Below are 24,806 nucleotides of genomic sequence, written 5' to 3'. Positions count from 1 at the left end.
GCATCCCCCGCCAAAGCCGCTTTGGCGGGGGTTTTCATGACAGGTCCGGGCAACTGGCCGGGCCTGTTTCAGTATCAGAACCGGCCCCGGCAAAGAGGGCCGCATACACAGGGGACCGCGACCATTGGAATGGCTGACTGATCACAAAATCCCGGTGGGCAAGGCGGCAAGCGCCGTCTTCGACTGGATCCGCGACAACGGGGAATTCTTTCTGGATGCGCTGTCGGTGCTGATGGAAACGCTGATCGACGCGATCCTCTTTGTCCTGCAGGAACCCCCCGAGCTGATCGTCATCGCGGTCTTTGTCGCGATCACCTACGCGCTTCAGCGCAGCTGGAAGGTGGCGCTTTTCGTGGCGCTCGGCTTCCTGTTCATCCTCAATCAGGACTACTGGGAAGAAACCACCGAAAGCCTGACGCTGGTGCTGTCGGCCTGCGTGGTCTGCATGGCCATCGGGGTGCCCATCGGCATCGCCACCGCGCACCGCCCCCGGCTTTACGCCTATGTCCGTCCGGTTCTGGATCTGATGCAGACGCTGCCCACGTTTGTCTATCTGATACCGGCGATCGTGTTTTTCGGCATCGGCATGGTGCCGGGCCTGATCGCCACGGTGATCTTTGTGCTGCCCGCGCCGATCCGGCTGACCTATCTGGGCGTGTCGTCCACCCCTGCCGGCCTGCTGGAAGCGGCGCGCGCCTTTGGCGCGACGCCGTCGCAGACGCTGTGGAAGGTCGAACTGCCCTATGCGGTCCCGCAGATCATGGCGGGGCTGAACCAGACCATCATGCTGTCGCTGTCCATGGTCGTTGTGGCCGCCCTTGTGGGCGCCGACGGGCTGGGCGTGCCGGTGGTGCGCGCGCTGAATTCGGTGAATACCGCCCTGGGGTTCGAATCCGGCTTTGTCATCGTGGTGGTCGCCATCATGCTCGACCGCATCCTGAACATCGGAGTCCGCAAATGAGCACCGTCGTCAAGATCGACAACGTCTCCATCGTCTTTGGGGACAAGCCGAAATCCGCCCTGCCCCTGATGGACGACGGCCGGCACCGCGCCGAAATCCAGGAAGCCACCGGCCAGGTGCTGGGCGTGCACAACTGCAACCTGACCGTCGAAGAAGGCGAAATCCTGGTATTGATGGGTCTGTCCGGGTCGGGCAAGTCGACGCTGCTGCGGGCGATCAACGGGCTGAACCCGGTGGTGCGCGGGTCGGTCAGCGTCAACGACGGCACCAGCATGGTCGATGTGACCCACGCCAACCCGGCCACCCTGCGCCGCATCCGCATGAACCATGTCGCCATGGTGTTCCAGCAATTCGGCCTGCTGCCCTGGCGCAGCGTGCGTGAGAACGTCGGGCTGGGGCTGGAACTGGCGGGGATGAAGGCGGCCGAGATGCGCGAGCGCATCGACGCGCAGCTGGATCTGGTCGGCCTTGGCGACTGGGGCGATCTGAAGGTGGGACAGCTGTCGGGCGGCATGCAGCAGCGTGTCGGCCTGGCCCGCGCCTTTGCCACCGAAGCGCCGATCCTGTTGATGGATGAACCGTTCTCCGCGCTTGATCCGCTGATCCGCACCAAGCTTCAGGATGAATTGCTGGAACTGCAACAGCGGCTCAAGCGCACCATCGTCTTTGTCAGCCACGATCTGGACGAGGCCTTCAAGCTGGGCAACCACATTTCGATCATGGAAGGCGGCCGCGTCGTGCAGACCGGCGCCCCTCAGGACATCTTTCGCGATCCGCGCAACGATTATGTCGCGGAATTTGTGCAGCATATGAACCCGCTGGGCGTGCTGCGCCCGCGCGATCTGATGCAGCCTGTCACCAGCGCGCCGACGATGACGGTGGACGCCGACAGCCTGATGCGCGACGGTTTCGACATTCTGATCGGCCATGACGGGCCGGTGGGTGTGACCGAAAACGGCCAGCTGATCGGCCAGCTTGGCAAGGATGACGTGCTGCGCGGGCTGAACCGCACGCCAGCCACCGCCTGACGCCCTCTCGGCCCAAGAAGGGCTACGCCCCTTTGGGCCGACCTTTCGAACCCATGCGTTCGCCCCCTCCCTCCCTGGGCCGAGGTGCCATAGGTTTGCCCCGCGCGCCGCTTACCACCATAGTGCAGTTCATTTCGCGCGCGCGTGCGCGGCGCAATGATCTGAGCGGCACGCGTCGCGCCGCCCTGGCCCCGCATCGGTGGCCCCGGATCGCCGGTCAGCCATCTGTCGACCTCACCCGCCCCGATGCTTGCCGTCCAGCACGGCGCGCAGTTTGTCCAATGGCAGCGGCTTGGCAAGGATCAGCGCATCGCCCCCCGAAGCGGCGTCGATGCTGCCGCCAAGACCCGACAACAGCACGACCTCGACATCCGGGTGCAACGTCCGGATGTCGGCGGCAAGCGCCAAGCCGGTCGCGCCCGCGCCAAGCACCACGTCGACCAGCGCCAGCCGGATCGTGACGATCCGCGCCAGCAGGTCAAGCGCGCCCGCCCCGTCCGCAGCCAGTGCCGCAGGGTGCCCCAAGGCTGCGCAAGCCGCGCCCATGATGTCGCGCAACGCCGGATCGTCGTCCACGACAAGCACGTCCGGGTGGTGAGTCATGGCATCCTCCGGCGCAGACAAGGTTGCCGCATCCTAACAGGTTTTCTGGTGCGAGGCAGGCAGCCTGCCGCACGCCAGGCCCCCACAAGACCCCGTCGAATGGCACAATGCGAAGCGCACAATCACATGAGGACCGTCATGGCACATCCTGAGGCCAGGCTGATCGCCGCCGGCCTATTTGCCCTGATCGCGACACCGCTTGCGGCACAGCAGCTTCGGGCGCCCTGGACGCCCATGCCCGGCCTGAACGACATGGCCTCAATCGGGACGCACGGCACCGAACCCGACGGCTCTTTCGCCGACCTGTCCCCCGCCGTCGCGCAGGAAGCCGGGCTTGATCTGCGGCTCGCGCGCCGGGCCCGGCTTGAAAAGCTGCCGGCAAGCTGGAACACGGGGCGCCCCACGCCGTTTCCGGATGTGCTGACCGTGTGCATCGGGGATGCCCCGCCCGATCATTTCGTCGATGAGTCCCGGACCGCCACAGGCTACGGCGTCGATGCGCTGCGCGACCTTGCGCGGCGGGCGCGGCCGGATCTGGAATTCCGCCTGGTCAGCACCACCGAATGGGCGCAAGCAGTACAGGGCGATTGCCGAAGCGAAATGGTAAAAGCCATGCGCGCCCTGCCGGAACAGCAGGAAGCGACCGGCAGGCTCGACGAGGCGCCGGTGCCGTTCCTTGTCAACGAACGGGCCAGGCCCCTGCGTGCCGGGCTTGGCGCCGTCCGCGAAAGGCTGGATGCGATCATTCCGGGCTATTTCAGCTTGGACGCGTATCAGGCGCTGCACGCACGCTGGTTCGCCCCTGCGGGCTTCTGGACTCCGGCGCGACAGACATGGCTGTCGGTGGCGGCAGCAGCGGCGATCATGGGGGTCATCACCAGCTTCCTGTGGCAAACCCGCCGCGCCCGGCGGCGCGCCGAAAACATCACCGCGGACCTGCGGGCGGTGAATGACCGGCTTCGGGTCGTGCTCGACACCGCCCGAAGCGCGATTTTCGGGCTGACCCGCGACGGACGCATCGCCTTTGCCAACGCCGGCGCGCGGCGGTTGCTGGGGCTTGCCGACAGCCCCGCCCCGCAGAATTGGCCCGACGACGCGCGGTTCGTCGATCCCGACAGCCGCAAGCCGCTGGCGCCCGCCCATAGCCCGCTGCGCCGTCCCGCAGTACCGGGCAGCGGCGCCCCATGGCACAGCGACATCCTGGCCCTGCAGCGGCCCGACGACACCGAGCCGCGCTTTGTCACCCTGTCAAGCGCGCCGCTGCCCGACGGGCGGGCCGACGGCATCGCGTCGGTCATCGTCATGGATGACGTGACCGATCAGGAACGCGCCCGCCAGCGCGAGGAACGCTCCAGCCGGCTGGACGCGCTTGGCCAGCTGACCGGCGGAGTGGCGCATGATTTCAACAACATCCTTGCCACCATCGACTACGCCGTGCAGCTTGCCCTGCCCCATGCCGACGACGCCGGGCGCCGGTATCTGGACACCGCCGCCCAGTCGGTGCGGCGCGGCGCCGATCTTACGGCGCGGCTGCTGGCCTTTGCCAAGCGCCAGTCCGGCGCGCCGGGGTCGCATCGCGTGACCGATGTTCTGGCCGAATTCCGCGACCTTGCGGTGCCTGCCATCGAAGAGCGGATCGAACTGCTGTTTTCCGCCCCGCCCGAGGGCCTGCATGTTCATTGCGACCTGCCGCAGCTTGAAAACGCGCTGCTGAATCTGGTCCTGAACAGCCGCGATGCCATTCGGTCGTCTGGGCCCGAATCCGGCGGGCGGATCACGCTGTCGGTGCGCGAGGTGCACGACCTGATCGACCCGGACATCGCATCGCACGGCGATCCGGTGCCGCGCCGGGTGGAATTTACCATCGCCGACAACGGCCCCGGCATGACCGACGACGTGCGCAAGCGCGCCACCGATCCGTTTTTCACCACCAAGCCCGAAGGCACGGGCAGCGGTCTGGGTCTTGCCATGGTGTATGGCTTTGCGGAAACCTCCGGTGGGACGCTGGCGCTTTACTCCGTGCCCGGCGCGGGCACGACCGTCCGGCTGACACTGCCCGCCGGCACGCCCGAGGGCAACGTGGTCGCACCCGAGCATCGCACGCCCGTCACCGTGGCGGGACATGAACGCATCCTGCTGGTCGAAGACGAACCCGCGCTGGTCGACCTTGTCGCCGAAACGCTGCGCGCGCTTGGCTTTGACGTGGTGACGGCGCGCTCCGGCGACATCGCGCTGGACATCCTGCAAGCGGACAAGACGGTGGATCTGCTGCTGTCCGATGTGGTGATGCCGGGGCGGCTGGATGGCGTTGCGCTGGCGCGGGCGGCGCGTCGGCTTTATCCGACCCTGCCCGTGGTGTTCATGTCCGGCTACACCGGGGCGGTGCGCGCCGAGGATCTGGCCGAGCTTGGGGTGATCCTGCAAAAGCCCTGCGCCCGGTCAGAGCTGGCCCGCACCCTGCGCAGCCAGCTTGACCGCGCGCGTTAAAGCCGGTCCAGCACCCGCCCCACAAGGCGCGCCGTATCTGCCCATCCCGGCAGATCGCGCCCCAGCGCCCGGCTGGCGGCGGCCAGTGCCGCGCGGGCCGCATCGTCGGTCAGAAGCGCGCGCAGATGCGCGGCAAAGGCGCTGGCATCGTCCGGCGGGGCCAGCCGGGCGCCGCCGCCCACCGTCTCCGGGACCGCCCCCGCCGCGCAGGTGACGATGGGCAGCCCGTAACGCAGCGCCTCGGCCAGCGCCATGCCGTAGCCCTCGTGCCGGGTGGCCAGCGCAAAGATCCGCGCCCGGCTGTAGGCTTCGGCCAGCGCGGCATCGCTCAGTTCTCCGGCAAGGCGCAGGCGCGGGCCAAGGCCGGTATCGGCGATCTGCGCTTGCAGCGCGCCGGCGATCGCCGGATCATGGGTCTTGCCCACGATCAGGGCAGTCCAATCCAGATCCGCGATACGGGCCAGCGCGTCGATCAGCACATCGTGCCCCTTGCGCCGGGCGAGCAACCCCACCGACAGGATATTCGGCCCGGCCTCAGGACGCGGCTGCGGAAGCGGCCCGTCAAATCCGGGCAGCGCCACCGTCAGGCGCTCGGGGTCCGCGCCCATCGCGACATAGGTTCGCGCGGTGTGCGGGCTGGTCACGACCACATGTGCAGCCTGCCTCAGATTGGCCGTTTCCCGCGCCATAAGCCGGCGCGCAAGCGCAGCCGGTAGCCCGTGTTCCAACCCCATCGGGTGGTGCAGCATCGCCACCACCGGCGCCTTGATCCGGGCAAGGTCGCGCGTGTGCATCGCCCCGAACACCAGCCCGTCAAGGATCAGCGGCACGTCACGGGGCAGCGGGTCGAGCGCGGCGCGCCACGCGGCGCGGGTGGCCGCATCGGGGGTTGCGCCGCCATCGGCCAGCCGCAGGTGATGTACGCTGCGCCCGGCGGATTGCAGCTCTTCAAGCAGGCGGCGTTCGTAGATGAACCCGCCGGTCCTGCGCGCGTGATCGCCGGGAATGGCAAAGACGCACTCGGTCATCCGGCAAGCTGCTCGGGGCTGGTGCGGCGCAGCACCGCGCGTTCCAGCGCGGCGACGCCCGCGTGGGTGGCCAGCGCGGCCAGGCCGATCACGGCGATGGCGCTCCAGAGCATGGCGTAATCCGACGTGGACGCAACGGTTGCCATCAGCGCGCCGATGCCGCGCCCGGTGGCCAGCCATTCCGCCGTGGTCACCGCCAGGATCGCCGCGGGCACCGCCATCCGGGCCGACGCGAAAAAAGCGGGCAACATCGCGGGCAGTTGCACGCCCCACAGACGGCGCAGCGGCCCCGCGTCATAGCTGTCGAAGAGATCCATCAGCGGGCGCGGCGCACGGGCCAGCCCGTGCAGGCAGGCAACCAATGTTGGGAAAAAGATCATCACGGCGACCACCGTGATCGACCCCGCAGCCCCCCGCCCCAGCGCCCAGACGATCAGCGGCGCTGTGGCGATGATCGGGATCGACCGCAGCGCCACCGACACCGGCAGCACCAGCGCCGCAAGAGGCGGTGCCAGCGTCAGCAGCGCGGCAAGCCCCGCCCCCAGCAGCAGCCCCGCGCCGTATCCCGGCAGCGCGACCGTCAACGTTTCGCCAAGTGCCGCCAGCAGGTTCGCCCGATGCGCCCCGGCCTCTGGCGCGGTCACGAGATAGTCCCAGACATCGCCCGGTCGCCGCGCAAAGAACCTTGGCAAATCGAAGGCATCCATCGCCCCCTGCCAGACCGCAAGTGCCACGGCGACGGCGGCGATGCCCTGGATCGACGCGCCAGCGCGGCCCCGCGCGTCATCGGGCGCCGCCAGCAGGATCTCGGGCGGGGCCAGCGAAAGCCTGCGCCCCAGCGCGCCGATCCCGGCAAACGCGGCCATCGACAGCGCGGCCGCCAGCAGCGCGACGGCCCATGTGGCGGGCAGATCAAGCCCGCGCAGCGCCCGCACTGTCAGCACCCCCAATCCGCGTTCCGCGCCGGTGAATTCGCCCACCATGGCGCCCAGAAACGCCGCAGGCGCCGCGATTTGCAAACCCGCCACCAGATAGGGCAGTGCTGCCGGCAACCGCACCAGCGCCAGCAGCGTGACAGGTCCGCGCCCATAGCTGCGCGCCAGATCCAGCCAGCTTTGCGGCACCGCGCGCAGCCCCACCAGCACGGACAGGAATGTGGTATAGACCACCGACAGGGCGGCCAGCGTCACCTGCGGCCCCTGCCCCGGCCCATAGAGCACCCGCAGGATCGGCCCGGTCGCCACCAGCGGCAGGCAAAAAGCCAACAATGCCAGCGTCAGCAGCCCGCGTTCGGCGCGTGGTATCAACACCGCCGCCAGCGCAAGCATCACCCCCGCAAGATTGCCCCAGACGAACCCTTGCAGCGCCACCCAGCCGGTGACCCCCGTGGCGCGCCACAGCAGGCCCGTGTTGCGCCAAACGTACTGCGCGATTTCGGTCGGGGCGGCGATGACGAACCCGTCGGCGGTCAGCCGCGCGAACACCTCCCACCCCAGCAGCAGCGCCGCCCAGACAACGACCCTTGGCATCCGGATCATCCGCGCAGCGCGGCGCGCACCGCCTCGCACAGATCGGCAAGGGCGGCAGAGCTATGCCTTGGGCGCGCCAGCGGCACGGCAATATCGGCGACCACCCGCGCCGGACGCGGGCTGAACACCAGCACGCGGTCCGACAGGCGCACGGCCTCGATCACGGAATGGGTGACGAGCAGCGTGGTGGTGCCGCGCGCATCCCACAGCGGGGCAAGCTCGGCGTTCAGCCGTTCGCGGGTCAGTTCGTCCACCGCGCCGAAGGGTTCGTCCAGCAGCAGCAGGTCGGGGTCGCCGGCCAGAGCGCGCGCGATGGCGGCGCGCTGGCGCATGCCTCCCGACAGTTCCGCGGGACGGCGGCGTTCGAATCCCGCAAGCCCCACCAGCCGGATCAGCGCGTCATCCGCGGCGGCATCGGGCACCCGGCGCGCCAGCTTGCGCCCAAGCGCGACGTTGCCGCGCAGCCGCAACCACGGCAGCAGCGCCGCATCCTGAAAGGCCATCGCCAGCCCGGCGCGGCGGCGCAGCGTGTCCGGAGTTTCGCCCCCGAACAGGATGCCCCCGTCGGTTGGCGCCTCAAGCCCCGCGATCATGCGCAGCAGCGTGGACTTGCCGCATCCCGACGGGCCCACCAGCGCAGTCGTCGTGCCCCGCGCGATCGCCACGTCGCAGGGCGCAACCGCCTGTATCGCGCCCGCACCGTCGCCAAAGCGTTTCGCGACCCCCTCCAGCCGCAGCGCGCGCGGGTCCGTCATCCCGCGCCGTAGACCTCTTCGAGGATCGAGCGGTCCCACAGGTCGGCGCTGACCGGCTTGCCCAGCAGGGCGAGCGTTTCGATGTTCGCCGCCACCGTGTCATCGGTGAACCACCCAAAGCCCTGCGCGTCGGTCAGATCCGAGAACATCAACGGCACCTGCCGTTCGGCCTGTAGCTTTTGCGTTTCAAGGTCCAGCCCCGCATCGGGGAACATCTGCACCGTCAGATTGGCTGCGGCCTCTGGGCCAGCGTGGTAATCGCCCCAGCCCCGGATTTCGCCTTTCATCAGCGCCACCAGATCTGCACGGCGGTTGGCAAGGCTGTCCTGCGTGGCGATATAGGTCTGCGAATGCACCGCATAGCCGTGATCGGCCAGCAGCATGACGGTGCTGTCGATGCCCTGCATCCGCATCGCGACCGGCAGGTCGGTGGCCCAGCACAGCAGGCAATCGACCTGACCTTGCACCAGCGGCGCGGCGTCGTATTGCGTCGGCACCACCTCGATCCCGGCGATGTCGACATCGTTGAGGGCGCACAGTGCCTCAAGCACCGGCATGTTGGCCAACGCCATACCGATGCGCCTGCCGATCAGATCGCGCGGGTCCGCCACCGGGTTGGCGGCAAGCGAGGCGATGGCGAACGGGTTCTTCTGCATCGCCACGCCGATGATGCGGAACGGCGCGCCCTGGTTGACCGCCGCCGCCGTGTAATCCGCTGCCGAGATCCCAACCAGTGCCGTGCCCGCCACCACCGGCGGCTCTACCGGCGCGTTCGGTCCGCCCGGCAACAGCGTGACATCCAGCCCCGCGTCCCCCCAGTACCCGCGGCTTTGCGCGATGTAGCTGCCGGCGAATTGCACCGAATGCAGCCATGACAGTTGCAGGGTGGCGGGGGTCGCGGCGCGGGCCAAGCGCGGCGTCAGCAGCGCGGCGGCGCCAAGGACAAGCGCCTCGCGGCGGGTCGGGGTTAGCGCCTCGCGGCGGATCGGGGTGGTCGGGGTCATGGCGCGCTCCTGGCTCTGAAACCGGATGATAGGCTATTTCGGCGGGTCGGCAATGGTACGCGCGCCCTGAGGGCGGCGCAGGAAAAACGCCCCCGGAAGCGCGGCGGCCAACGTTCCAAGCCCAAAGGCGATGCTGGCGGCAAGACCGGCCTCGGGGGCAAGGCCCGCCAGCGGAAACAGCGCCGAGGCCGCGCCTTCGCGCCAGCCCCAGCCCCCGACGGAGGCCGGTAGCAGCATCGCGGTCAGGATCAGCGGCCCCAGCAGCGCCGTTTCAGGCAGCGTCAGAGTGGTGCCCGTGGCGCGGGCGGCGGCGGCAAAACCCGCAACGGTCAGCGCGGCGATCACCAGCGACAGCCCGGCCTGGGGGCCAGACTGGCGCAGCAGCGTCGCGCGGATGGCCGCTGGCCAACTGCCGCTGCGGCGCGCGCCGATCAGCGCAAGCGCGAAGGCCAGCGCGGCCAGCACCACAAGCGCCGTCCAGGCAAGGCGCGGCAGCGGCACATCCGACAGCCCAAGGCCCAGCGCCAGCACCGCGCCCATACCCACCTGCCCCGACGCCCGTTCGATCACCACCGCCTGCGCCGCCGGGGCCAGCGCGCCGCCCTGACGGGACCGCTGCGCGCGGGCGGCATCGCCCAGCACGCCTCCGGGCAGGGTCTGATTGACGAACTGCGCCATGAAGTATTCGCCCAGCGCCGCACGGCGGGTCATCGGCAGACCAAGCGCGCCCGCCGTCAGCCGCCAGCGCAGCGCCGAAAGTCCGGTCACGCCCCCAAGCAGCACCACGGTCGTCCCGATCCAGCCCGGCGATGCCCCCGCCAGCCGCAAGATCACTCCGCCCGCATCCGCCAGCCACAGGCACAGCGCGATCAGCGCCAGCGGTACAAGCATGCGCAGCACGGTCATGGCGTCCCGGCCGGGCTTGTCGCGTCCAGAAACCTGTCGCGAAAGGCGTGCATGGGCCAGGGGGCCAGCGCCGGCGCGGGAACCGGCCCGTCGGTCCATCCCCAGTCGTCGAACAACGCCAGCACATCGGGCGGCGCAATCAGGTGCACGGGCACATCCATGCCTGCGCCCCGGGCCACGAAGGCCGCAGGCTGGTGGTCGCCCAGAACCACCAGCAGCGGCTGCGTCGCGCGCGGCAGTGCCGCCCAGGACAGCACGGTGCGCACCGAATAGTCCAGCGCCCGCGCGTAGTGGTCGCGCACACGGTCATGATCGGACCAAACCTCGGACGGGCTTGGCCCCGCCGTGGCCATCGCGTCGAACACACGGCCATCGCCAACGCTGTCCCACGGCACCAGAGAGGCCACCGGCGTCCATGGCGCGTGGCTGGAAATCAGCGCAATTTCGGACATGACCGGGCCGTCGGGGGCCAGCCTGTCGGCGGTGGCCAACGTGTATTGGTCTGGCATGGTTACCCAGTCGAATGGTCGGCCCGCATAGCCCAGATCGCTGGCGGCAAGCACCTCGGAAAAGCCGAAACCCGGCCCTTCGGGCCAAGGCAACACGATCGCGGGGGCGACGACGCGGGTGTGATAGCCGCTGCGTCCCGCGATGTCATACAGCGTCAGACGGTCGCTGGCGAGCATCGCGCCATAGCGGCGCTGGTCACTGATGCCGAGCCCGCTTGCCAGCGTGGCGTGGGCCAGCCAGCTGCGCCCTCCCTGCACGGGCGAGGTCAGCCAGCCGGACCTGATGCCCAGGCCCGCCGCCTCCAGCGCCACCGCCCCCTCGGCGAGGGTCGCCAGATGGCGCGGCGCATAGGCCGGGGTGTCGATCGCCGCCCGTCCATAGCTTTCGACAAAAACCACCGACACGTCGCGACCCTTCAGCGCGCTCAGCGCACCGGGCCGGTGCTGCCAGGCATCCGTCGCCGCCTCGGCCTTGAAAGCGGCCAGCGCGGCGCCCGAGCGCAGGCCATTGCGCAGCTTTTCGGCCCCGTAGCGCGCGGTAAAGGCATCGGCGGGCGGGTTCCAGCCCTGCCATCCGTTCAGCGCGCTGCGGATCTCGGCCCCGCACAGCACGGCGAACGCGGCGGCGATGCCGGCGGCGGCAGACCGGCCCCGCCCGCCGATCCGCGCCCCCGCGCGCCCCCAGGCCCGCAGTCCCAGAAACAGCCCTGCCCCCAGCAGCGCCAGAAGCCCAAGCGTCAGCGCCGCCAGCACAGACGTGCCCGCCACGCCGATGCTGGCCGACAGCAGCCTGAACGCCGCATCGACGACATTCAGGTCGGTCACCGGATCGAACCCGCGACCAAATGCCGTATGAGCCGCAAGATCCGCCAGTTTCAGTGCGACCAGCACCACGAGCAGCACGGCAACGCCCGCCGCATAGCCGCGCGCGCGTCGCCCCAGCGCCAGTGCGCCCCCCAGCAGCACGGGCAGCTCAAGCGGCATCAGGGTCAACCCGGCGGCGGTCAGCCCGCCGGGATGGCTGGGCTGGATCAGCACCAGATCAAGCAGCAGCGCCCCGCCGCCAAGGCTGGCCGTCCGTCGAAATTCGGTCATCGGCGCCGCATCAGCCAGCGGATGTCCACCGCAAAAGACCAGGTCAACAGGCCCAGCGCCGCCAGCGCCGCGTATTGCGATCCCGGAGGCACCGCGACCGGCGCGACCAGCGCCGCAAGCGTGCCGATCTGCACCACGCAAACGGTCTTGCGCCGCAGGCTGTCGGGCAGCGGCGCGGTCAGCCGGGGCCAGACCCGGCCGGACAGCACGAACAGGTAGCGCATCGCCCCCAGCGAAAGCACCCATGCCCCGGCGGCACCGCTGCGCCAGGCCAGCGCCGCCAGGATCAGGCCGAACAGCGCATCCACCTCCATGTCGAACCGGGCGCCCCATGGGCCTGCAAGCCCGCTGCGCCGGGCCAGGCTGCCATCCACGCCGTCCAGCGCCAGCGCCAACAGCGCGAGCGCGAACAGCCCCCAGCCGGTCGCCCCCTGTGTCAGTCCGGGGTCCGCCAGGGGCGCAAGGAACAGCGACACCAGCGCAAGCCGGCCAAGCGTCACCGCGTTGGCGGGGCCGACGCGCGCGGCTTTCCAGCCCTGCAGGAAGGCAACAGCCGCGATGCCCGACGCCAGCACGAATCCAAGAACCGGCGCCAGTGCCGCGGCCCCGTCCGCCAGCGCCCGTGACGCCAGCGTCACAGCGACCGCCAGCCCCCCCGCGCTGGCTCCGAACAGCAGGGCGGGGCCGGGACGGCGCGATGGGGGTTCGGCACTGTGCATGCGCCATCAGATGCGCCGACACGGAACCCTGTCAAGCACAGCGCCGTTTACCCGCGCCCCGGACTGCCCTAGCGTTATCGCATCCGCGCAAGGAGCCGCCATGGACAGCCCCCAGCCTCGTTACAAAACGCCCCAGCGCCTGCTGCACTGGCTGACCGTGCTTTTGGTGCTGACCACAATCCCGGCCGGTCTGGTGATGGTGCAGGACGGTCTGCCCCGCGCTGTGCAGAACACGCTGTTTTTCTATCACAAGAACATCGGCCCGGTGATCCTTCTGGTGGTGTTGCTGCGCATCGCGATCCGGGCCGTTCTGCCGCATCTGCCGCACCCGGACAGCCTGCCGCGTTTGCAGGCGTTCGCAGCGGAAGCCGTGCATGCGCTGCTGTATCTGGCGCTTGTGGCAATGGCCCTGTCCGGCATCGTCCGGGTCAAGGCCGGGGCTTATCCGATCGAACTGTGGGACCCGCTGTTCGACGGGCTGATCGGCCGCAACGAGGCGCTGGCAAGATCCGCAGAGGCGTTTCACGGCAAGGCCTGGATCGTCGTGGTCCTGCTTGTCACCGCCCATGCGGGGGCGGCGGCGCTGCACGGGCTGATGAAAAAGGACGGGATCTTCAGCCGGATGTGGCCTCCGGTCTGAGCGTCAGTTGCGCGACAACCGGCAAATGGTCCGACGCGTCGCGAAAACACGCCTCCCGCAGGGCGCGCAGTTCCGTGACAGCGCCGGGCACGTCGCACAGCACCCGATCCAGCGGCAGCAAGGGGCGAACGGCGGGAAAGCTGCGCACCAGCGGGCCATGCAACGCCACACCTGCCACGCGCCGCGAAAAGGGCGCGCCGTTCCACGGGCGCCATTCGTTCAGATCGCCCGTCACCACCAAGGGCATTGCCGGGCGACGGGCGTGGAACTGCCCGATGGTGCGCATCTGCACCACCCGCAGCGCCAGCGACAGCGACAGATGCACGGCGACAAGGCGCAGCCTTGGGCGGAGCAGATCCAGCACCAGCGCACCGCGCGGCCAGACTCCCGGCAGGTCGAGCGGCTGGGCATGCGTGACCCGCAGCGCGGGCGACACAAGCACGACATTGCCCTGAAACCCGTGGCTGTGCGGGCCCCATTCATGCCCCTCAAGGCGGCGCAGCCCGGTCGCGGATTCGACCCTTGCGATGTCCAGAAACCCCGCCTGACGGGGGCTTTCGTCATCCGCCTCTTGCAGGACGACGATATCAGGGCGTTCCGGCGCAAGCCCGGTTTCCAGCGCCCCGAGGATACGGCCCGGATCGACCCGCCCGTCACGGCCCTGTCCCCGGTGCAGGTTCCAGCTTGCGAGGGTTAGCGCATCCATCCCGTGCAGAATGGACCATGCGCGGCGCAAAGGAAACCCGCCGCCACCCTTCCGGACGCGAAGCCGCAGACGGGCCTTGTCGTATGGCACCGCCCGGCAAGGGACAGGATCGCAATACCGACAGTTGTCGGGGTTTCCTTAAACGTCTGAAAAGCCCGCCGAGGTAAAATCCCGGCAAACGCCAGGAGACGGCCGGTCGACACCAGTACGTCCCTGCGGACGCCGTCCGCAGGGGGCTGGCCATGTGTTGCCCGGCGCCGCACCTCGCTTCAATCGCGGGAACGGGACCTTGCCGGATTTCATCGCTCCTGAACTGGGCTTCCTTACGATCCCGAGCCGGATCGAAAGCGGCGGGCTGCTGACACTGTCGGCCGGGGCCAGCGACGACGCATCCGGCATCGCTCAGGTGGTGGTGTGGTTCAGCGGGTCGCTGTCCTACAGCTTTGCCAGCAGCCCGACCTGGTACGACAGCTATTCCCTCGTCGGCCTGTTCGGGGCGTCCGACAGCTGGTCGGACGGCGTCGTGACCGAAAGTTTCGGCATAGACCCGACTAACATACCCGGCGCGTATTCCGTCACGCGTGTGACCGTCCGGGACACCTCCGGCAACACCCGCACCTATTCCCCGACCGAACTGAAGGAAATGGGGGTCAACACCTCGGTCGTTCTTGCCGGAACCGTGGCCGATACCACCGCCCCGATGCTGACCGCGTTCCGCCTGCCAGCCAGCACCGACGTGTCGTCCGGCGCCGCGCCGATGACCATCACCGCCGCCGCGAGCGATGCCGCGTCGGACATCGACCAGGTGATCGTCACGCTTGACCAGTCGTTGACCTATGCCACCGGCACGACCGGGCACGACAGCTTTTCCATCATCGCCCTGTCCGGGGAAACCGACAGCTGGACCGATGGCACATCCAGCGAAACGCTGTCGATTTCCGACATCAACACGCCGGGGCACTACGACATCACGCGCGTGTCGGTGCGCGACAGCGCGGGCAACACGCGCGTCTATACTGCGCAAGACCTTGCCGAGCTTGGGTTTTCCACCGGATTTGACGTGCTGGCGGCGACGCCCGACCTTGTCGCGCCGGACCTGCTGTCGCTGTCGATCCCCGACCGCATCGACCTGACGGGCGGCGACGCGCTGACCTATATCGGCGCGCGCGCGCGCGATGACGACTCCGGCGTCGCCAGCCTGTCGATCATGCTTGAAACGCCGCTGGACTATGCGATTTCGGGCGACGGCACCGCGGTGCAAAGCCACGCGATCCTCGGGCTTTACGGACTGAGCGACGGATGGGACGACGGCTACAGCGGCCAGGGTTTCACCATATCGACGCTGAACGCGCCGGGCGCCTATCGCATCGCCGAGGTCCGCGTGACCGACCTTGCCGGCAACACGCGCAGCTACGACCGGGCCGCGCTGGACGCGATGGGCGCGACGACCACGATCGAGCTTGCGGGCGGCACCCTGCGGGAAACCGACCCCTACGCCGTCTTCAAGGCTGACGCGCTGCGGCTTGTCGAAGGCACGACTGCCAGCTGGCAGCTGAGCTTTCTGCAACTGTCCGACGCCGCCTTCAGCTGGAGCTGGGACATCGCCGCCGGCACCGCCGGAGCCGGGGATTTCATCGCCGCATCGGGCGCGGGCGCGCATGCGGCCTTGTCGGGGACCACGGGCCAGAACGTCTCGATCGACATGACGGCGTTGTCGGATGCCCTGTCCGAAACCAATGAAACCGCATGGCTGACCATCACGCTTCAGGGCATCACCTTCGCGGATGCGTCGCCTGTCTTGCGCATGCCGATCACCATCGTCGACAACGCCCGCCCGGTCGGACGCCCGGCGATAACCGGCAACCGCATCGAGGGGGCGACGCTGTGGGTCGACCTTGGCAACGTCAGCGACGCCGACGGTATCGCGTCTGGGGGCGTGCAATGGTATCGCGACGGGTGGGCGATACCAAACGCCACCGGACGCAGCTTGGTGCTGGGCGAAGAAGATCTGGGCCATGAGATCAGCGCAAGCTACAGCTACACCGACCGCGACGGCATCGCCGAAATGGCCACCAGCCTGCCCACCAGCGAAATCTGGCTGGGCTGGGCGGTCACACGGGCCCGGTCCTTTGATCTTGCCGACTGGAACGAGACCAGCACGTCGCTGACCCTGACCGGCAGCGACCATCTGACCGGCGCCGGCAACAGCAAGGCAAACACGCTGACCGGCAATGCCGGGAACAACCTGCTGGACGGGCGTGCGGGCGCCGACACCATCCACGGCAACAACGGCGGGGACACGATCATCGGCGGCGATGGCTGGGACCGTCTGCACGGCGACAATGGCGCCGACCGCCTGGTGGGCAATCAGGGCAGCGACTGGCTGCATGGTGGCGCCGATGACGACACGCTGCTGGGCGGCCTGGGCGACGATACCCTGCTGGGCGCGCTTGGCGACGACCAGCTTGATGGCTGGGACGGGAACGACCGGCTTGACGGATGGAACGGCAACGACTGGATCTCGGGCGGCGCGGGGGCGGACACGCTGCTGGGCGGCACGGGTGCGGATACGCTGCTGGGCGGCGCCGGCAATGACCACCTTGATGCCGCCGATGGCAACGACTCGCTGGACGGGGGCGCAGGCGATGACACGTTGCAGGGCGGCACCGGGCAGGACACCCTGCAGGGAAACGCGGGCAACGATCGCCTCGCCGACGCGGGCGGCCGCGACAGGATGTTCGGCGGCGACGGGGATGACTGGCTGGCCGGCGGCGCGGACGCCGACTTTCTGGTCGGCGGTCAGGGCAGCGATACCCTGTTTGGCGGGGGCGGCGAAGACACATTCTATGGCGGCACGCAGAACGACCGACTTGAGGGCGCGGGCGGCGCCGACCTTGTCAACGGCGGGGGGGGCGCCGACACACTGCGCGGGGGGGGCGGCGCCGACACGCTGCGCGGCGAAGCGGGCGACGACCTGCTTGAGGGCGGCGCGCAGGACGACCGGCTGGAAGGCGGCAACGGCGATGACCTGATGCGCGGGGGCGCCCAGAACGACACGCTGATCGGCGGCGCGGGCGCCGACACGCTTCAGGGGCAGGCCGGGTCCGATCTGATCGACGGCGGCAATGGCGCCGATCTGATCGACGGCGGCAGCCACGGCGACACGATCCGTGGCGGGATCGACAACGACACGGTGCGGGGTGGCGACGGGCCCGACCTGGTGTTTCTGGACGATGGCGACGATCTGTTCGAAGACAACGACCAGGGCGGCGCATCCGGCGCCGACACCGTGTACGGCGGGCGGGGCAATGACACGATCCTGGGGGGCGGCGGCAACGACCTTCTGCACGGCAACATCGGCAACGACCTGGTCGAGGGCGGCGCGGGGCGCGACACCCTGACCGGCGCGTCGGGGGCCGACACGCTGACTGGCGGGGGCGGGAACGACGTGCTGTCCGGCGGCGCCGGATGGGACCGGCTGGCGGGCGGCGCGGGCGGCGACACGCTGACCGGCGGTGGCGGTGTCGACGTGTTTGTCTTCGACACCGGGTCCGGGCGCGACCGGGTGTCGGATTTCGAACCCGGCCGGGATGTGCTGGAACTGGATGTCGACCGGACCGACATGGGCGCGCTGACGCTGCAACAGACGGTCGAGGGCCTGCGCGTCGATTGGGGGCCGGGATCGGTCATGCTTCTGGGGTTGACCACCTCCGATCTGCTGGACAGCGATGTGCTGTTCGTCTGACCCGAGCCGGCCCCACCCGATGCCCCCGCGTCTGGTCCTGCGTCTGGTCCTGCGGCGTCAGGTGCCGGGCCCGGATGCCGCAAGCGACGAATTGGCATAAGCCGGATCGCCAGTGACCTCGGTGCCGAACCAGCCGGGGGGCCGAAAGGCCCGCGCCGCCGCCTCGGAATCGAATTCGACCTCGACAAGGCGCAGCGGCCGGTCGTCGAAGACATCCAGTTCGAACAACGCCCCGCCGGGCAGGCGACCTGTCCAGCGGGTCTTTGCCAGACGGCGTCCCTGGGTGGCGGGCCAGAGCGCGTCAAAGGCCTCGGCGGAAATCGCGGTTTCATGTTCGGACCGGACCAGCAGCCCCGCCCCCTTGACCGTCAGGAAATGCCGCGCGCCCTTGCGCCGCAGCCGCACCTGTACGCTGTCGCCGGGACCCGTCAGGTAGCCCTGTCGGATCGGTTCGCACAGCGCCCCGGCCAGATCCGGCAGGCTGGCGACCAGGAACTTGCGCTCGATCTCGACCGATTGCGGCATGGCGCCCGCTCAGACCGGGCGCGGGGCGATGCGGGTCGCGATGCTGCCCAGCCCGTCGATGGACGCGGTGCACAGATCGCCCGGTTCCAGCGCCCCGACCCCGGCAGGAGTGCCGGTCATGATCAGATCGCCCGGCGCCAGCGCAACGCTTTGGGACAAGAATGCGATGACATCCGCCACCGGCCAGATCATGTCCGCCAGGTCGCCCTGCTGGCGCAACGTGCCGTTGACCGCAAGCGTGATCTTGCCGCGATCCATCGGGCCGGTTTCGGACCGGGGATGCAACGCGCCGATCACCGCCGAGTCGTCGAACCCCTTGGACAGATCCCACGGGCGGCGCATCGCCTTGGCGTCGTTCTGCATGTCGCGGCGCGTCAGGTCGTTGCCCACGGCAAAGCCCCAGACGTGGCCCATCGCCTTGTCCGCGGGAATGGCCGCCCCGCCGGTGCCGATGGCGACCACCAGTTCGGCCTCGTGGTGCAGGTTCGCGGTCTGGGTGGGGTAGGTGATCGTCGCCTCTCCGGGCACCACCGCGTCGGCGGGCTTGGTGAAAAAGAACGGCGGCTCGCGGTCGGGATCGTTGCCCATTTCGCGCGCGTGATCGGCGTAGTTGCGCCCCACGCAAAAGATGCGCCGCACCGGAAACCGCAAAGAGCCGCCCGAAACGGCGACCGACGGCGGGGCGATCGGGGGAATGACAAAGGCCATGGCAGCGTCCTTGCTGGGCCCGGCCGCGCCGGGGATTGCCTACAGCGCAATCCATATGCCGGGACACCCGGTCAAGGCCAGCCCCTTATCCGGCGCGCCCGTTCGCATGCGATTGACAGCGCACGGGAACCGGCGCTTGATCCCGGCGACAGATGACAGCGGGGCGGGCGTGATCCCGTCCGGGACAGGGGGAAAGATGACCAAGACTGTGGCGGTGATCGGCGCGGGCATCATCGGCGTATCCACCGCAATCTGGTTGCAACGCGACGGGCACAAGGTGATCCTGATCGACAGGACCGGCCCCGGAGCGGGCACCAGCCATGGCAACGGCGGCGTTCTTGCCTCGTGCTCGGTCATGCCGATAACCGGGCCGGGGCTGTGGCAAAAGGCGCCGCGGATGCTCATGGATCCGGGCCAGCCTCTTTTCATGAAATGGCGCTACCTGCCGAAGCTTGCGCCCTGGCTGGTGAAATACATGCGCCACGCCAACGCGCCGGCGGCGCGCAGGCGGGCGGCGGCGGCGACCAACATCATTGGCGACGCGCTGAACGACCACTTTGCCCTGGCGGGCGGCACCGGCGCCGAGAAATGGCTGCACCCGACCGATTACGCCTTTGTCTACAACGACCGCGCCCATTATGACTCCGACGCCTTCGGCTTTGCGGTGCGCAGGGAAAACGGCTTTGCCTGGGATGTGCTGGAAGGCCGGGCCTGGCAGGATTACGACCCCATCTTTTCGCCCCGGCTGGGCTGTGCGGCGGTGTTTGGCGGGCACGGGCGGATCTCGGACCCTGGCCAATACGTCAAGGACCTTGCCCGCCACGTTCAGGCGCAGGGCGGGCGGCTGGTTCTGGGCGAAGTCACCGACATTGCCCGTGAACAGGGCGCCGTGACCGGCGTGCGCGTCGGCGGCGAAACGCTGGCCTGCGACGCCGCCGTGCTGACCAGCGGCGTCTGGTCGACCGGCCTGGCGCGCAAGCTGGGGGTGAACCCGACGCTGGAATCCGAACGCGGCTACCATCTGGAACTTTACGAGCCCTCGGTGATGCCCCGCTCGCCCGTGATGATCGCGTCTGGCAAATTTGTCGCGACTCCGATGGACGGGCGGCTGCGGCTGGCCGGCATCGTCGAATTCGGGGGGCTGGACGCACCGCCGTCGCGTGCGCCCTACGATTTGCTGCTGCGCCAGATCCGCGCCGCGATACCGGGTCTGAGCTGGAAGAAGACCGAGGAATGGATGGGCCACCGCCCCTCGATGGCCGATTCCCTGCCGGTGATCGGGGAATCCCCTGCGGTAAAGGGTGCCTATATGGGGTTTGGCCACGACCATGTCGGTTTGACGGGCGGCCCCAAGACCGGGCGCCTGCTTTCCCAGTTGATCTCGGGCATGACGCCCAACATCAGCCTTGCGCCCTACGCCCCGGATCGGTTTCACTGAAGGCAGTGAAAAAAGACATTGGAATACGACCAACAGGGAATATCACCATGAAACTGATGAACACGCTTCTTGCGGCGACCGCTCTGGCGGGCGTCGGTGTCGCGGCCCAGGCGGAAAAGTGGGACATGCCGATGGCCTATGCCGCGACCAACTTTCATTCCGAAGTCGGCGCGGACTTTGCGTCCTGCGTCACGACAGGCACCGACGGCGCGCTGGAAATCGTCACCCATCCGTCCGGGTCGCTGTTTGGCGGCGCCGAAATCAAGCGGGCGGTGATGACCGGTCAGGCCACCATCGGCGAGCGCCTTCTGTCGGCGCACCAGAACGAAAACCCGCTGTATGGCGTGGATTCGATCCCATTTCTGGTGTCGTCTTTCGACGAGCATGAAACCCTGTGGTCGATCGCCGAACCCTATGTCGCGGACGCGCTGGCCGAAGACAACCTGCATTACGTCTATTCCGTGCCCTGGCCGCCCCAGGGACTTTACATGAACAAGGAGCTGACCGACATCGAAGGCATGAAGGGCGTCAAATTCCGGTCCTATTCCGCCGCGACCGCCAAGATGGCCGAGCTGACCGGCGCCCTGCCCGTTCAGGTCGAAGCGGCCGAACTCAGCCAGGCGCTGGCCACAGGCGTTGCGGAATCGTTCATTTCGTCCGGCGCAACGGGCTATGACCGCAAGGTCTGGGAACACCTGTCGCATTTTTACGAGGTCGACGCCTGGCTGCCGCGCAACGCGGTCTTCGTCAACCTCGATGCCTGGAACGACCTGTCGGACGAGGCAAAGGCCACCATTACTGACTGCGGCGCGACCGCAGCCGCCGACGGGCTTGCGAAATCCGAATCCTACACCCGGTTCACCCTCGAAGAGTTGAAAAAGAACGGCATGATCGTCGAACGGGCGTCGGACCACCTGATGGCGCAGCTCAAGGAAATGGGTGCCGTGATGACCGACGAATGGCTTGAACAGGCCGGCGATGGCGGCAAGGCCATCATCGACGCCTACAGGGGCGAATGACGGATCGGGCGGGCCATCGCGCCCGCCCTTCTTCGCGGCCAGATCGCCTGACTTGCGCAGGCTGCGGCAACCAGTCCGGACAGTCGCCATGACATTACTCCGCCGCGTGCTAGACACGCTTTACCTGATCGGGGGGATCATCGCCTCGGTTTTTCTGATGGCCATCCTTTCGATCATCGTGCTTCAGATGCTGGCCCGCTGGACCGGGCATGTCTTTGCCGGCGCGACGGATTACGCGGGCTATTGCATGGCGGCGGCGTCGTTCCTTGCCTTTGCCTACGCGCTGAATCACGGGGCGCATATCCGGGTGTCGCTGTTCCTGAGCGCGCTTGGGCGGCACCGCTGGTGGGGCGAGGTGTTCTGTTTCGGCATCGGCACCGCCGTCGCCACCTGGTTTGCGTGGTACGCCATTCGCGGCAACCATATCTCGTGGCGCTGGACCGAGCTGAGCCAAGGGCTGGACGCGACGCCGATGTGGATTCCGCAGCTGTCGATGTCGATCGGCGCGGTACTGCTGGCGATCGCGTTCTGGGACAATCTCGTGCGGCTGATCTTTACCGGATCGCATGGCATCACCACCGACCTTGTCGACCAGAGCCAGGGGGAATGACATGGAACAGCTCATCCCGATCGGGATTTTCCTGGCCGTCCTGTTCCTGCTTCTGGGCTCGGGGGTCTGGGTCGGCCTTGCACTGATGGGCGTGGCCTATGTGGGGATGGAACTGTTCACCGCGCGCCCTGCGGGGGATGCGATGATCACCAGGGTCTGGGCCTCGTCGTCCAGCTGGACGCTGACCGCCCTGCCCCTGTTCATCTGGATGGGAGAAATACTGTACCGGACGCGCCTGTCCGAAGACATGTTCAAGGGCCTCAGCCCGTGGATGGCCCGTCTGCCGGGCGGCCTTGTGCACACCAACATCGTCGGCTGCACGGTGTTCGCCGCCGTGTCGGGGTCGTCGGCGGCAACGCTGACGACTGTGGGCAAGATGTCGATCCCGGAACTGCGCCGGCGCAACTATCCCGAGGAAATGGTGATCGGCACGCTGGCCGGCGCGGCGACGCTGGGGCTGATGATCCCGCCGTCGCTGACGCTGATCGTCTACGGCGTAACGATCAACGAAAGCATCACCAAGCTGTTCATGGCAGGGGTCATGCCCGGTCTTGTGCTGGCGCTGATGTTCATGGGTTATGTCGCGGCAGTGTCGCGGCGCAAGGGCTTTGACCCGGTGCCGGAACCCCACATGACCCTTGTCGAAAAGCTCAGGAACTCGCGATTCCTGCTGCCGGTGATCTGCCTGATCGTGGTGGTCATAGGGTCGATGTACATGGGCATCGCGACAGCGACCGAAGCGGCGGCGTTCGGTGTGATCGGATCCCTGGTCCTGGCGGCGGCACAGGGATCGCTTGACTGGGGGACGTTCAGCGAAAGCCTGATGGGCGCGGTGCGCACCAGCGCGATGATCGCGCTGATCCTGGCGGGGGCGTCGTTCCTGTCGCTGTCGATGGGGTTCACCGGCATCCCGCGCGGACTGGCGGATCTGATCGCCAGCTGGGATCTGTCGCGGTTTCAGCTGCTCATGGCGTTGCTGGTATTCTATGTGATTCTTGGCTGTTTCCTGGACGGGATTTCGTCGGTGGTGCTGACCATGGCAGTGGTGGAACCGATGATCCGCGCAGCGGGGATCGACCTGATCTGGTTCGGGATCTTCATTGTGGTGGTGGTCGAGATGGCGCAGATCACCCCGCCCATCGGGTTCAACCTGTTCGTGCTGCAAGGCATGACGGGCCATGAGATGAATTTCATCGCCAGGTCCGCGATTCCGATGTTCCTGATCATGGTGGTGATGGTGTTCGTGCTGATCTTTTTCCCCGACCTTGCCACCTGGCTGCCCGACAACATCCGCAAGGGTCCCGGCGGCTGATCCCGGCGCATCAAGAATTTTCGTACGAAAATTCTTAACCCCAATATTTTTCGTACGAAAAATATTGGGGCCGCCTCACGCGGACCAATGCGACAGAATGGCATCCTCTTGAGCCGCAATGAAATCCCACACCGTCCGGGCCGCCCCCGACAGCGGCGTCTCGGCTGCGGGCAGAACCGACCAGTGCCGCATGATCGTCAGCCTGGGCAGATCAAGCGCCACCCGGCGGTCCGAGCGCAGCTCCTTGGCCACGGGTGTGGTTCGAAATCCGCGCGATGCCCAGCCCTGCGACAACCGCTTGCGTGATCGTCTCGCTGGTTCCGCTGTCGCCGCATCCGTAGGGGTTTGCCTCGCCCATACTGGCGAGGAACCGCGGCGCCGGATGCTGACGCATCGGCATAGTGTTGCGCGGCACGTCATCGGCGGTGACCTCGGGCACGCCGACAGGCGGATGGTCCGGGCGCGCCACCGGCACATGCCGATGATCGCCCGGCGGCGGCGCCCCGACCGCGAGTTCACGCGGCGCACGCCCCGTGATGGCCAGTGCGCGCCGATGATCTCGTCTCGATTTGGCTCTGAACCGCAAGAGCCGCCACGCCCGGCTGTTCGGCGGCGCGCGAAACAGCCCATGATTTTTCGGCGGGTTCCAGCGCGCGAGGCTGTTTCAGCGTCGGCGATGCCAGTCTGCGCCTTCGATTTCCCGAATCCAAAGTCATATACCGACAAATTCCGTGACACCTCCGACAGGCCTGATCACAGGCACCTCACCGTCGAGGCAGACGGAGGCCTTGATGGCCGACAGGGCCCATAGACCGCAGATGCCCGAGACCGGCAGGTCCGCGCCCAGCACCGATTGCGCCTGGCCGGGTTGACCGGGGCCTTGCGCGCCGCATCGAAAGATGCCCGCCGGTCGGCGGCGATCGTCAAAAGGCGCAGGGCGTCATGGCCGACGATGTCTTTGCTTCAGAACCGCGCCGCACGGGCATCCGCTGGTACGCCTTCAGGAACGGACCGAGGTGGCCTCGCTTGACCCCGAGGGCGCGCGCCCGCTTGCCAAGACCTTCGACATCGAAACCAACCTGTGCACCGGGGCGGTCTTGTCTATTCGCGAGGACAGCGAGAAAACCAGCCAGCGCCCCGGCTGCAAGCAGATCGCGGCGGACTGAATCGTCTACGGTTCGCGATGCGCGAGGCTGGTTGCCTCTGGGGATCGCGTGCAGCAATCCTGCATGGCCTCGACACCACCCGCTTGTCCCAGATCGGGCCGGGCCTGACCCATGCGCGGGAAAGCACCGAATTCGCGATCAACGCGTCGAACTATCGCGACTGGCCGCGCCCACCCATATCGACGATTGCCTTGCCGGTGCCGAATGCCCCGCGCGCGTGATTTCGACATGCGCCGGATCGCCCGCGGGTTGCGCAAACCCACCGCATTCTGCCGCGCGGCGGGCTGTTTCTCGACCCCGGCAACGACCGCCT

General features: G+C 68.1%; 23 protein-coding genes. 11 read left to right on the top strand and 12 right to left on the bottom strand.

Going from position 1 to position 24,806, the window contains the following annotated elements:
* The first annotated feature begins 124 nt into the window (after positions 1 to 124).
* Positions 125 to 961 (top strand): choline ABC transporter permease subunit, encoded by an 837-nt coding sequence (gene choW, locus ATI53_RS00545; RefSeq protein ID WP_009506305.1) that lies wholly within the window; start codon positions 125 to 127, stop codon positions 959 to 961.
* Positions 958 to 1,989, top strand: a complete 1,032-nt coding sequence (gene choV, locus ATI53_RS00540) for a choline ABC transporter ATP-binding protein (protein WP_009506307.1) — start codon at positions 958 to 960, stop codon at positions 1,987 to 1,989. Before choW ends, choV begins: the two co-directional genes overlap by 4 nt.
* 234 nt (positions 1,990 to 2,223) lie before the next feature.
* Here the strand turns inward: choV and ATI53_RS00535 are convergent, their stop codons facing one another.
* Positions 2,224 to 2,592, bottom strand: coding sequence for a response regulator (locus ATI53_RS00535; protein WP_009506308.1), 369 nt, complete (start codon positions 2,590 to 2,592; stop codon positions 2,224 to 2,226).
* Between the two features lie 138 nt (positions 2,593 to 2,730).
* Here ATI53_RS00535 and ATI53_RS00530 point away from each other — a divergent pair, with 138 nt between their 5' ends.
* Positions 2,731 to 5,079 carry a hybrid sensor histidine kinase/response regulator gene (locus tag ATI53_RS00530; RefSeq protein WP_170134503.1) on the top strand — a complete coding sequence of 783 codons (2,349 nt, stop codon included), beginning with the start codon at positions 2,731 to 2,733 and terminating at the stop codon, positions 5,077 to 5,079.
* On the opposite strand, the gene ATI53_RS00525 is transcribed toward ATI53_RS00530, so the two are convergent.
* From ATI53_RS00525 to ATI53_RS00495, 7 genes are read right to left on the bottom strand one after another with little or no spacing between them, the layout of a single operon-like run.
* The gene (locus ATI53_RS00525; protein WP_111549453.1) at positions 5,076 to 6,107 is read right to left on the bottom strand and encodes a glycosyltransferase family 4 protein; all 1,032 of its coding nucleotides are present in this window, start codon (positions 6,105 to 6,107) and stop codon (positions 5,076 to 5,078) included. The genes ATI53_RS00530 and ATI53_RS00525 overlap by 4 nt on opposite strands.
* Complete coding sequence (locus ATI53_RS00520) at positions 6,104 to 7,645, bottom strand: ABC transporter permease (protein WP_111549557.1); 1,542 nt, start codon at positions 7,643 to 7,645, stop codon at positions 6,104 to 6,106. The genes ATI53_RS00525 and ATI53_RS00520 overlap by 4 nt, the downstream gene beginning before the upstream one ends.
* Positions 7,642 to 8,391 carry an ABC transporter ATP-binding protein gene (locus tag ATI53_RS00515; protein ID WP_111549452.1) on the bottom strand — a complete coding sequence of 250 codons (750 nt, stop codon included), beginning with the start codon at positions 8,389 to 8,391 and terminating at the stop codon, positions 7,642 to 7,644. Before ATI53_RS00515 ends, ATI53_RS00520 begins: the two co-directional genes overlap by 4 nt.
* Entirely contained in the window at positions 8,388 to 9,395 is a 1,008-nt protein-coding gene (locus tag ATI53_RS00510) for an ABC transporter substrate-binding protein (RefSeq protein WP_009506315.1), read from the bottom strand. The genes ATI53_RS00515 and ATI53_RS00510 overlap by 4 nt, the downstream gene beginning before the upstream one ends.
* A 33-nt stretch (positions 9,396 to 9,428) precedes the next feature.
* Positions 9,429 to 10,301, bottom strand: a complete 873-nt coding sequence (locus ATI53_RS00505) for a lysylphosphatidylglycerol synthase transmembrane domain-containing protein (RefSeq protein WP_009506316.1) — start codon at positions 10,299 to 10,301, stop codon at positions 9,429 to 9,431.
* Positions 10,298 to 11,905 (bottom strand): alkaline phosphatase family protein, encoded by a 1,608-nt coding sequence (locus tag ATI53_RS23130; protein WP_170134501.1) that lies wholly within the window; start codon positions 11,903 to 11,905, stop codon positions 10,298 to 10,300. The genes ATI53_RS00505 and ATI53_RS23130 overlap by 4 nt, the downstream gene beginning before the upstream one ends.
* Positions 11,902 to 12,624 carry a CDP-alcohol phosphatidyltransferase family protein gene (locus ATI53_RS00495; RefSeq protein WP_009506318.1) on the bottom strand — a complete coding sequence of 241 codons (723 nt, stop codon included), beginning with the start codon at positions 12,622 to 12,624 and terminating at the stop codon, positions 11,902 to 11,904. Before ATI53_RS00495 ends, ATI53_RS23130 begins: the two co-directional genes overlap by 4 nt.
* A 100-nt stretch (positions 12,625 to 12,724) precedes the next feature.
* Between ATI53_RS00495 and ATI53_RS00490 the strand changes: the two genes are divergently transcribed.
* Positions 12,725 to 13,264, top strand: coding sequence for a cytochrome b (locus ATI53_RS00490; RefSeq protein ID WP_009506319.1), 540 nt, complete (start codon positions 12,725 to 12,727; stop codon positions 13,262 to 13,264).
* Here ATI53_RS00490 and ATI53_RS00485 read toward each other — a convergent pair.
* Positions 13,239 to 13,970: an endonuclease/exonuclease/phosphatase family protein gene (locus tag ATI53_RS00485; RefSeq protein WP_034453307.1), complete on the bottom strand. Its 732-nt coding sequence runs from the start codon at positions 13,968 to 13,970 to the stop codon at positions 13,239 to 13,241. The genes ATI53_RS00490 and ATI53_RS00485 overlap by 26 nt on opposite strands.
* A 289-nt stretch (positions 13,971 to 14,259) precedes the next feature.
* On the opposite strand from ATI53_RS00485, the gene ATI53_RS00480 reads away from it, so the two are divergent.
* Positions 14,260 to 17,715: a calcium-binding protein gene (locus ATI53_RS00480; protein ID WP_111549451.1), complete on the top strand. Its 3,456-nt coding sequence runs from the start codon at positions 14,260 to 14,262 to the stop codon at positions 17,713 to 17,715.
* A gap of 57 nt (positions 17,716 to 17,772) precedes the next feature.
* Here ATI53_RS00480 and ATI53_RS00475 read toward each other — a convergent pair whose 3' ends face one another.
* A complete protein-coding gene (locus tag ATI53_RS00475) occupies positions 17,773 to 18,240 on the bottom strand; it encodes a CYTH domain-containing protein (protein WP_009506323.1) in 468 nt (155 codons plus the stop codon).
* Positions 18,241 to 18,249: 9 nt separating this feature from the next.
* Positions 18,250 to 18,948 (bottom strand): fumarylacetoacetate hydrolase family protein, encoded by a 699-nt coding sequence (locus ATI53_RS00470; protein WP_009506324.1) that lies wholly within the window; start codon positions 18,946 to 18,948, stop codon positions 18,250 to 18,252.
* Positions 18,949 to 19,144: 196 nt separating this feature from the next.
* On the opposite strand from ATI53_RS00470, the gene ATI53_RS00465 reads away from it, so the two are divergent.
* The 4 genes from ATI53_RS00465 to ATI53_RS00450 all read left to right on the top strand — a co-directional run bounded on the left by ATI53_RS00465 (position 19,145) and on the right by ATI53_RS00450 (position 23,327).
* A complete protein-coding gene (locus ATI53_RS00465; protein ID WP_034453311.1) occupies positions 19,145 to 20,386 on the top strand; it encodes an NAD(P)/FAD-dependent oxidoreductase in 1,242 nt (413 codons plus the stop codon).
* Between the two features lie 47 nt (positions 20,387 to 20,433).
* The gene (locus ATI53_RS00460) at positions 20,434 to 21,405 is read left to right on the top strand and encodes a TRAP transporter substrate-binding protein (protein ID WP_009506326.1); all 972 of its coding nucleotides are present in this window, start codon (positions 20,434 to 20,436) and stop codon (positions 21,403 to 21,405) included.
* A gap of 88 nt (positions 21,406 to 21,493) precedes the next feature.
* A complete protein-coding gene (locus ATI53_RS00455) occupies positions 21,494 to 22,015 on the top strand; it encodes a TRAP transporter small permease (RefSeq protein WP_034453288.1) in 522 nt (173 codons plus the stop codon).
* Between the two features lies 1 nt (position 22,016).
* A complete protein-coding gene (locus ATI53_RS00450; protein WP_009506328.1) occupies positions 22,017 to 23,327 on the top strand; it encodes a TRAP transporter large permease in 1,311 nt (436 codons plus the stop codon).
* Between the two features lie 75 nt (positions 23,328 to 23,402).
* Here ATI53_RS00450 and ATI53_RS23765 read toward each other — a convergent pair whose 3' ends face one another.
* On the bottom strand, positions 23,403 to 23,579 hold the full coding sequence (locus tag ATI53_RS23765; protein ID WP_223865873.1) for a type 2 periplasmic-binding domain-containing protein: 177 nt from the start codon (positions 23,577 to 23,579) through the stop codon (positions 23,403 to 23,405).
* A 764-nt stretch (positions 23,580 to 24,343) separates the two neighbouring features.
* Here ATI53_RS23765 and ATI53_RS23125 point away from each other — a divergent pair.
* Both ATI53_RS23125 and ATI53_RS00445 read left to right on the top strand, forming a co-directional pair.
* The gene (locus ATI53_RS23125) at positions 24,344 to 24,493 is read left to right on the top strand and encodes a hypothetical protein (RefSeq protein WP_009506331.1); all 150 of its coding nucleotides are present in this window, start codon (positions 24,344 to 24,346) and stop codon (positions 24,491 to 24,493) included.
* A gap of 17 nt (positions 24,494 to 24,510) precedes the next feature.
* Positions 24,511 to 24,714 carry a hypothetical protein gene (locus tag ATI53_RS00445; protein ID WP_111549450.1) on the top strand — a complete coding sequence of 68 codons (204 nt, stop codon included), beginning with the start codon at positions 24,511 to 24,513 and terminating at the stop codon, positions 24,712 to 24,714.
* Positions 24,715 to 24,806 lie beyond the last annotated feature (92 nt).

Origin of the sequence: Salipiger aestuarii, assembly GCF_003259905.1 — a bacterium.
In the GTDB taxonomy this organism is placed as follows: domain Bacteria; phylum Pseudomonadota; class Alphaproteobacteria; order Rhodobacterales; family Rhodobacteraceae; genus Salipiger; species Salipiger aestuarii.
The sequence above is the reverse complement of the archived record's forward strand: the minus strand, read 5'-3'. Positions and strand labels throughout refer to the sequence as shown.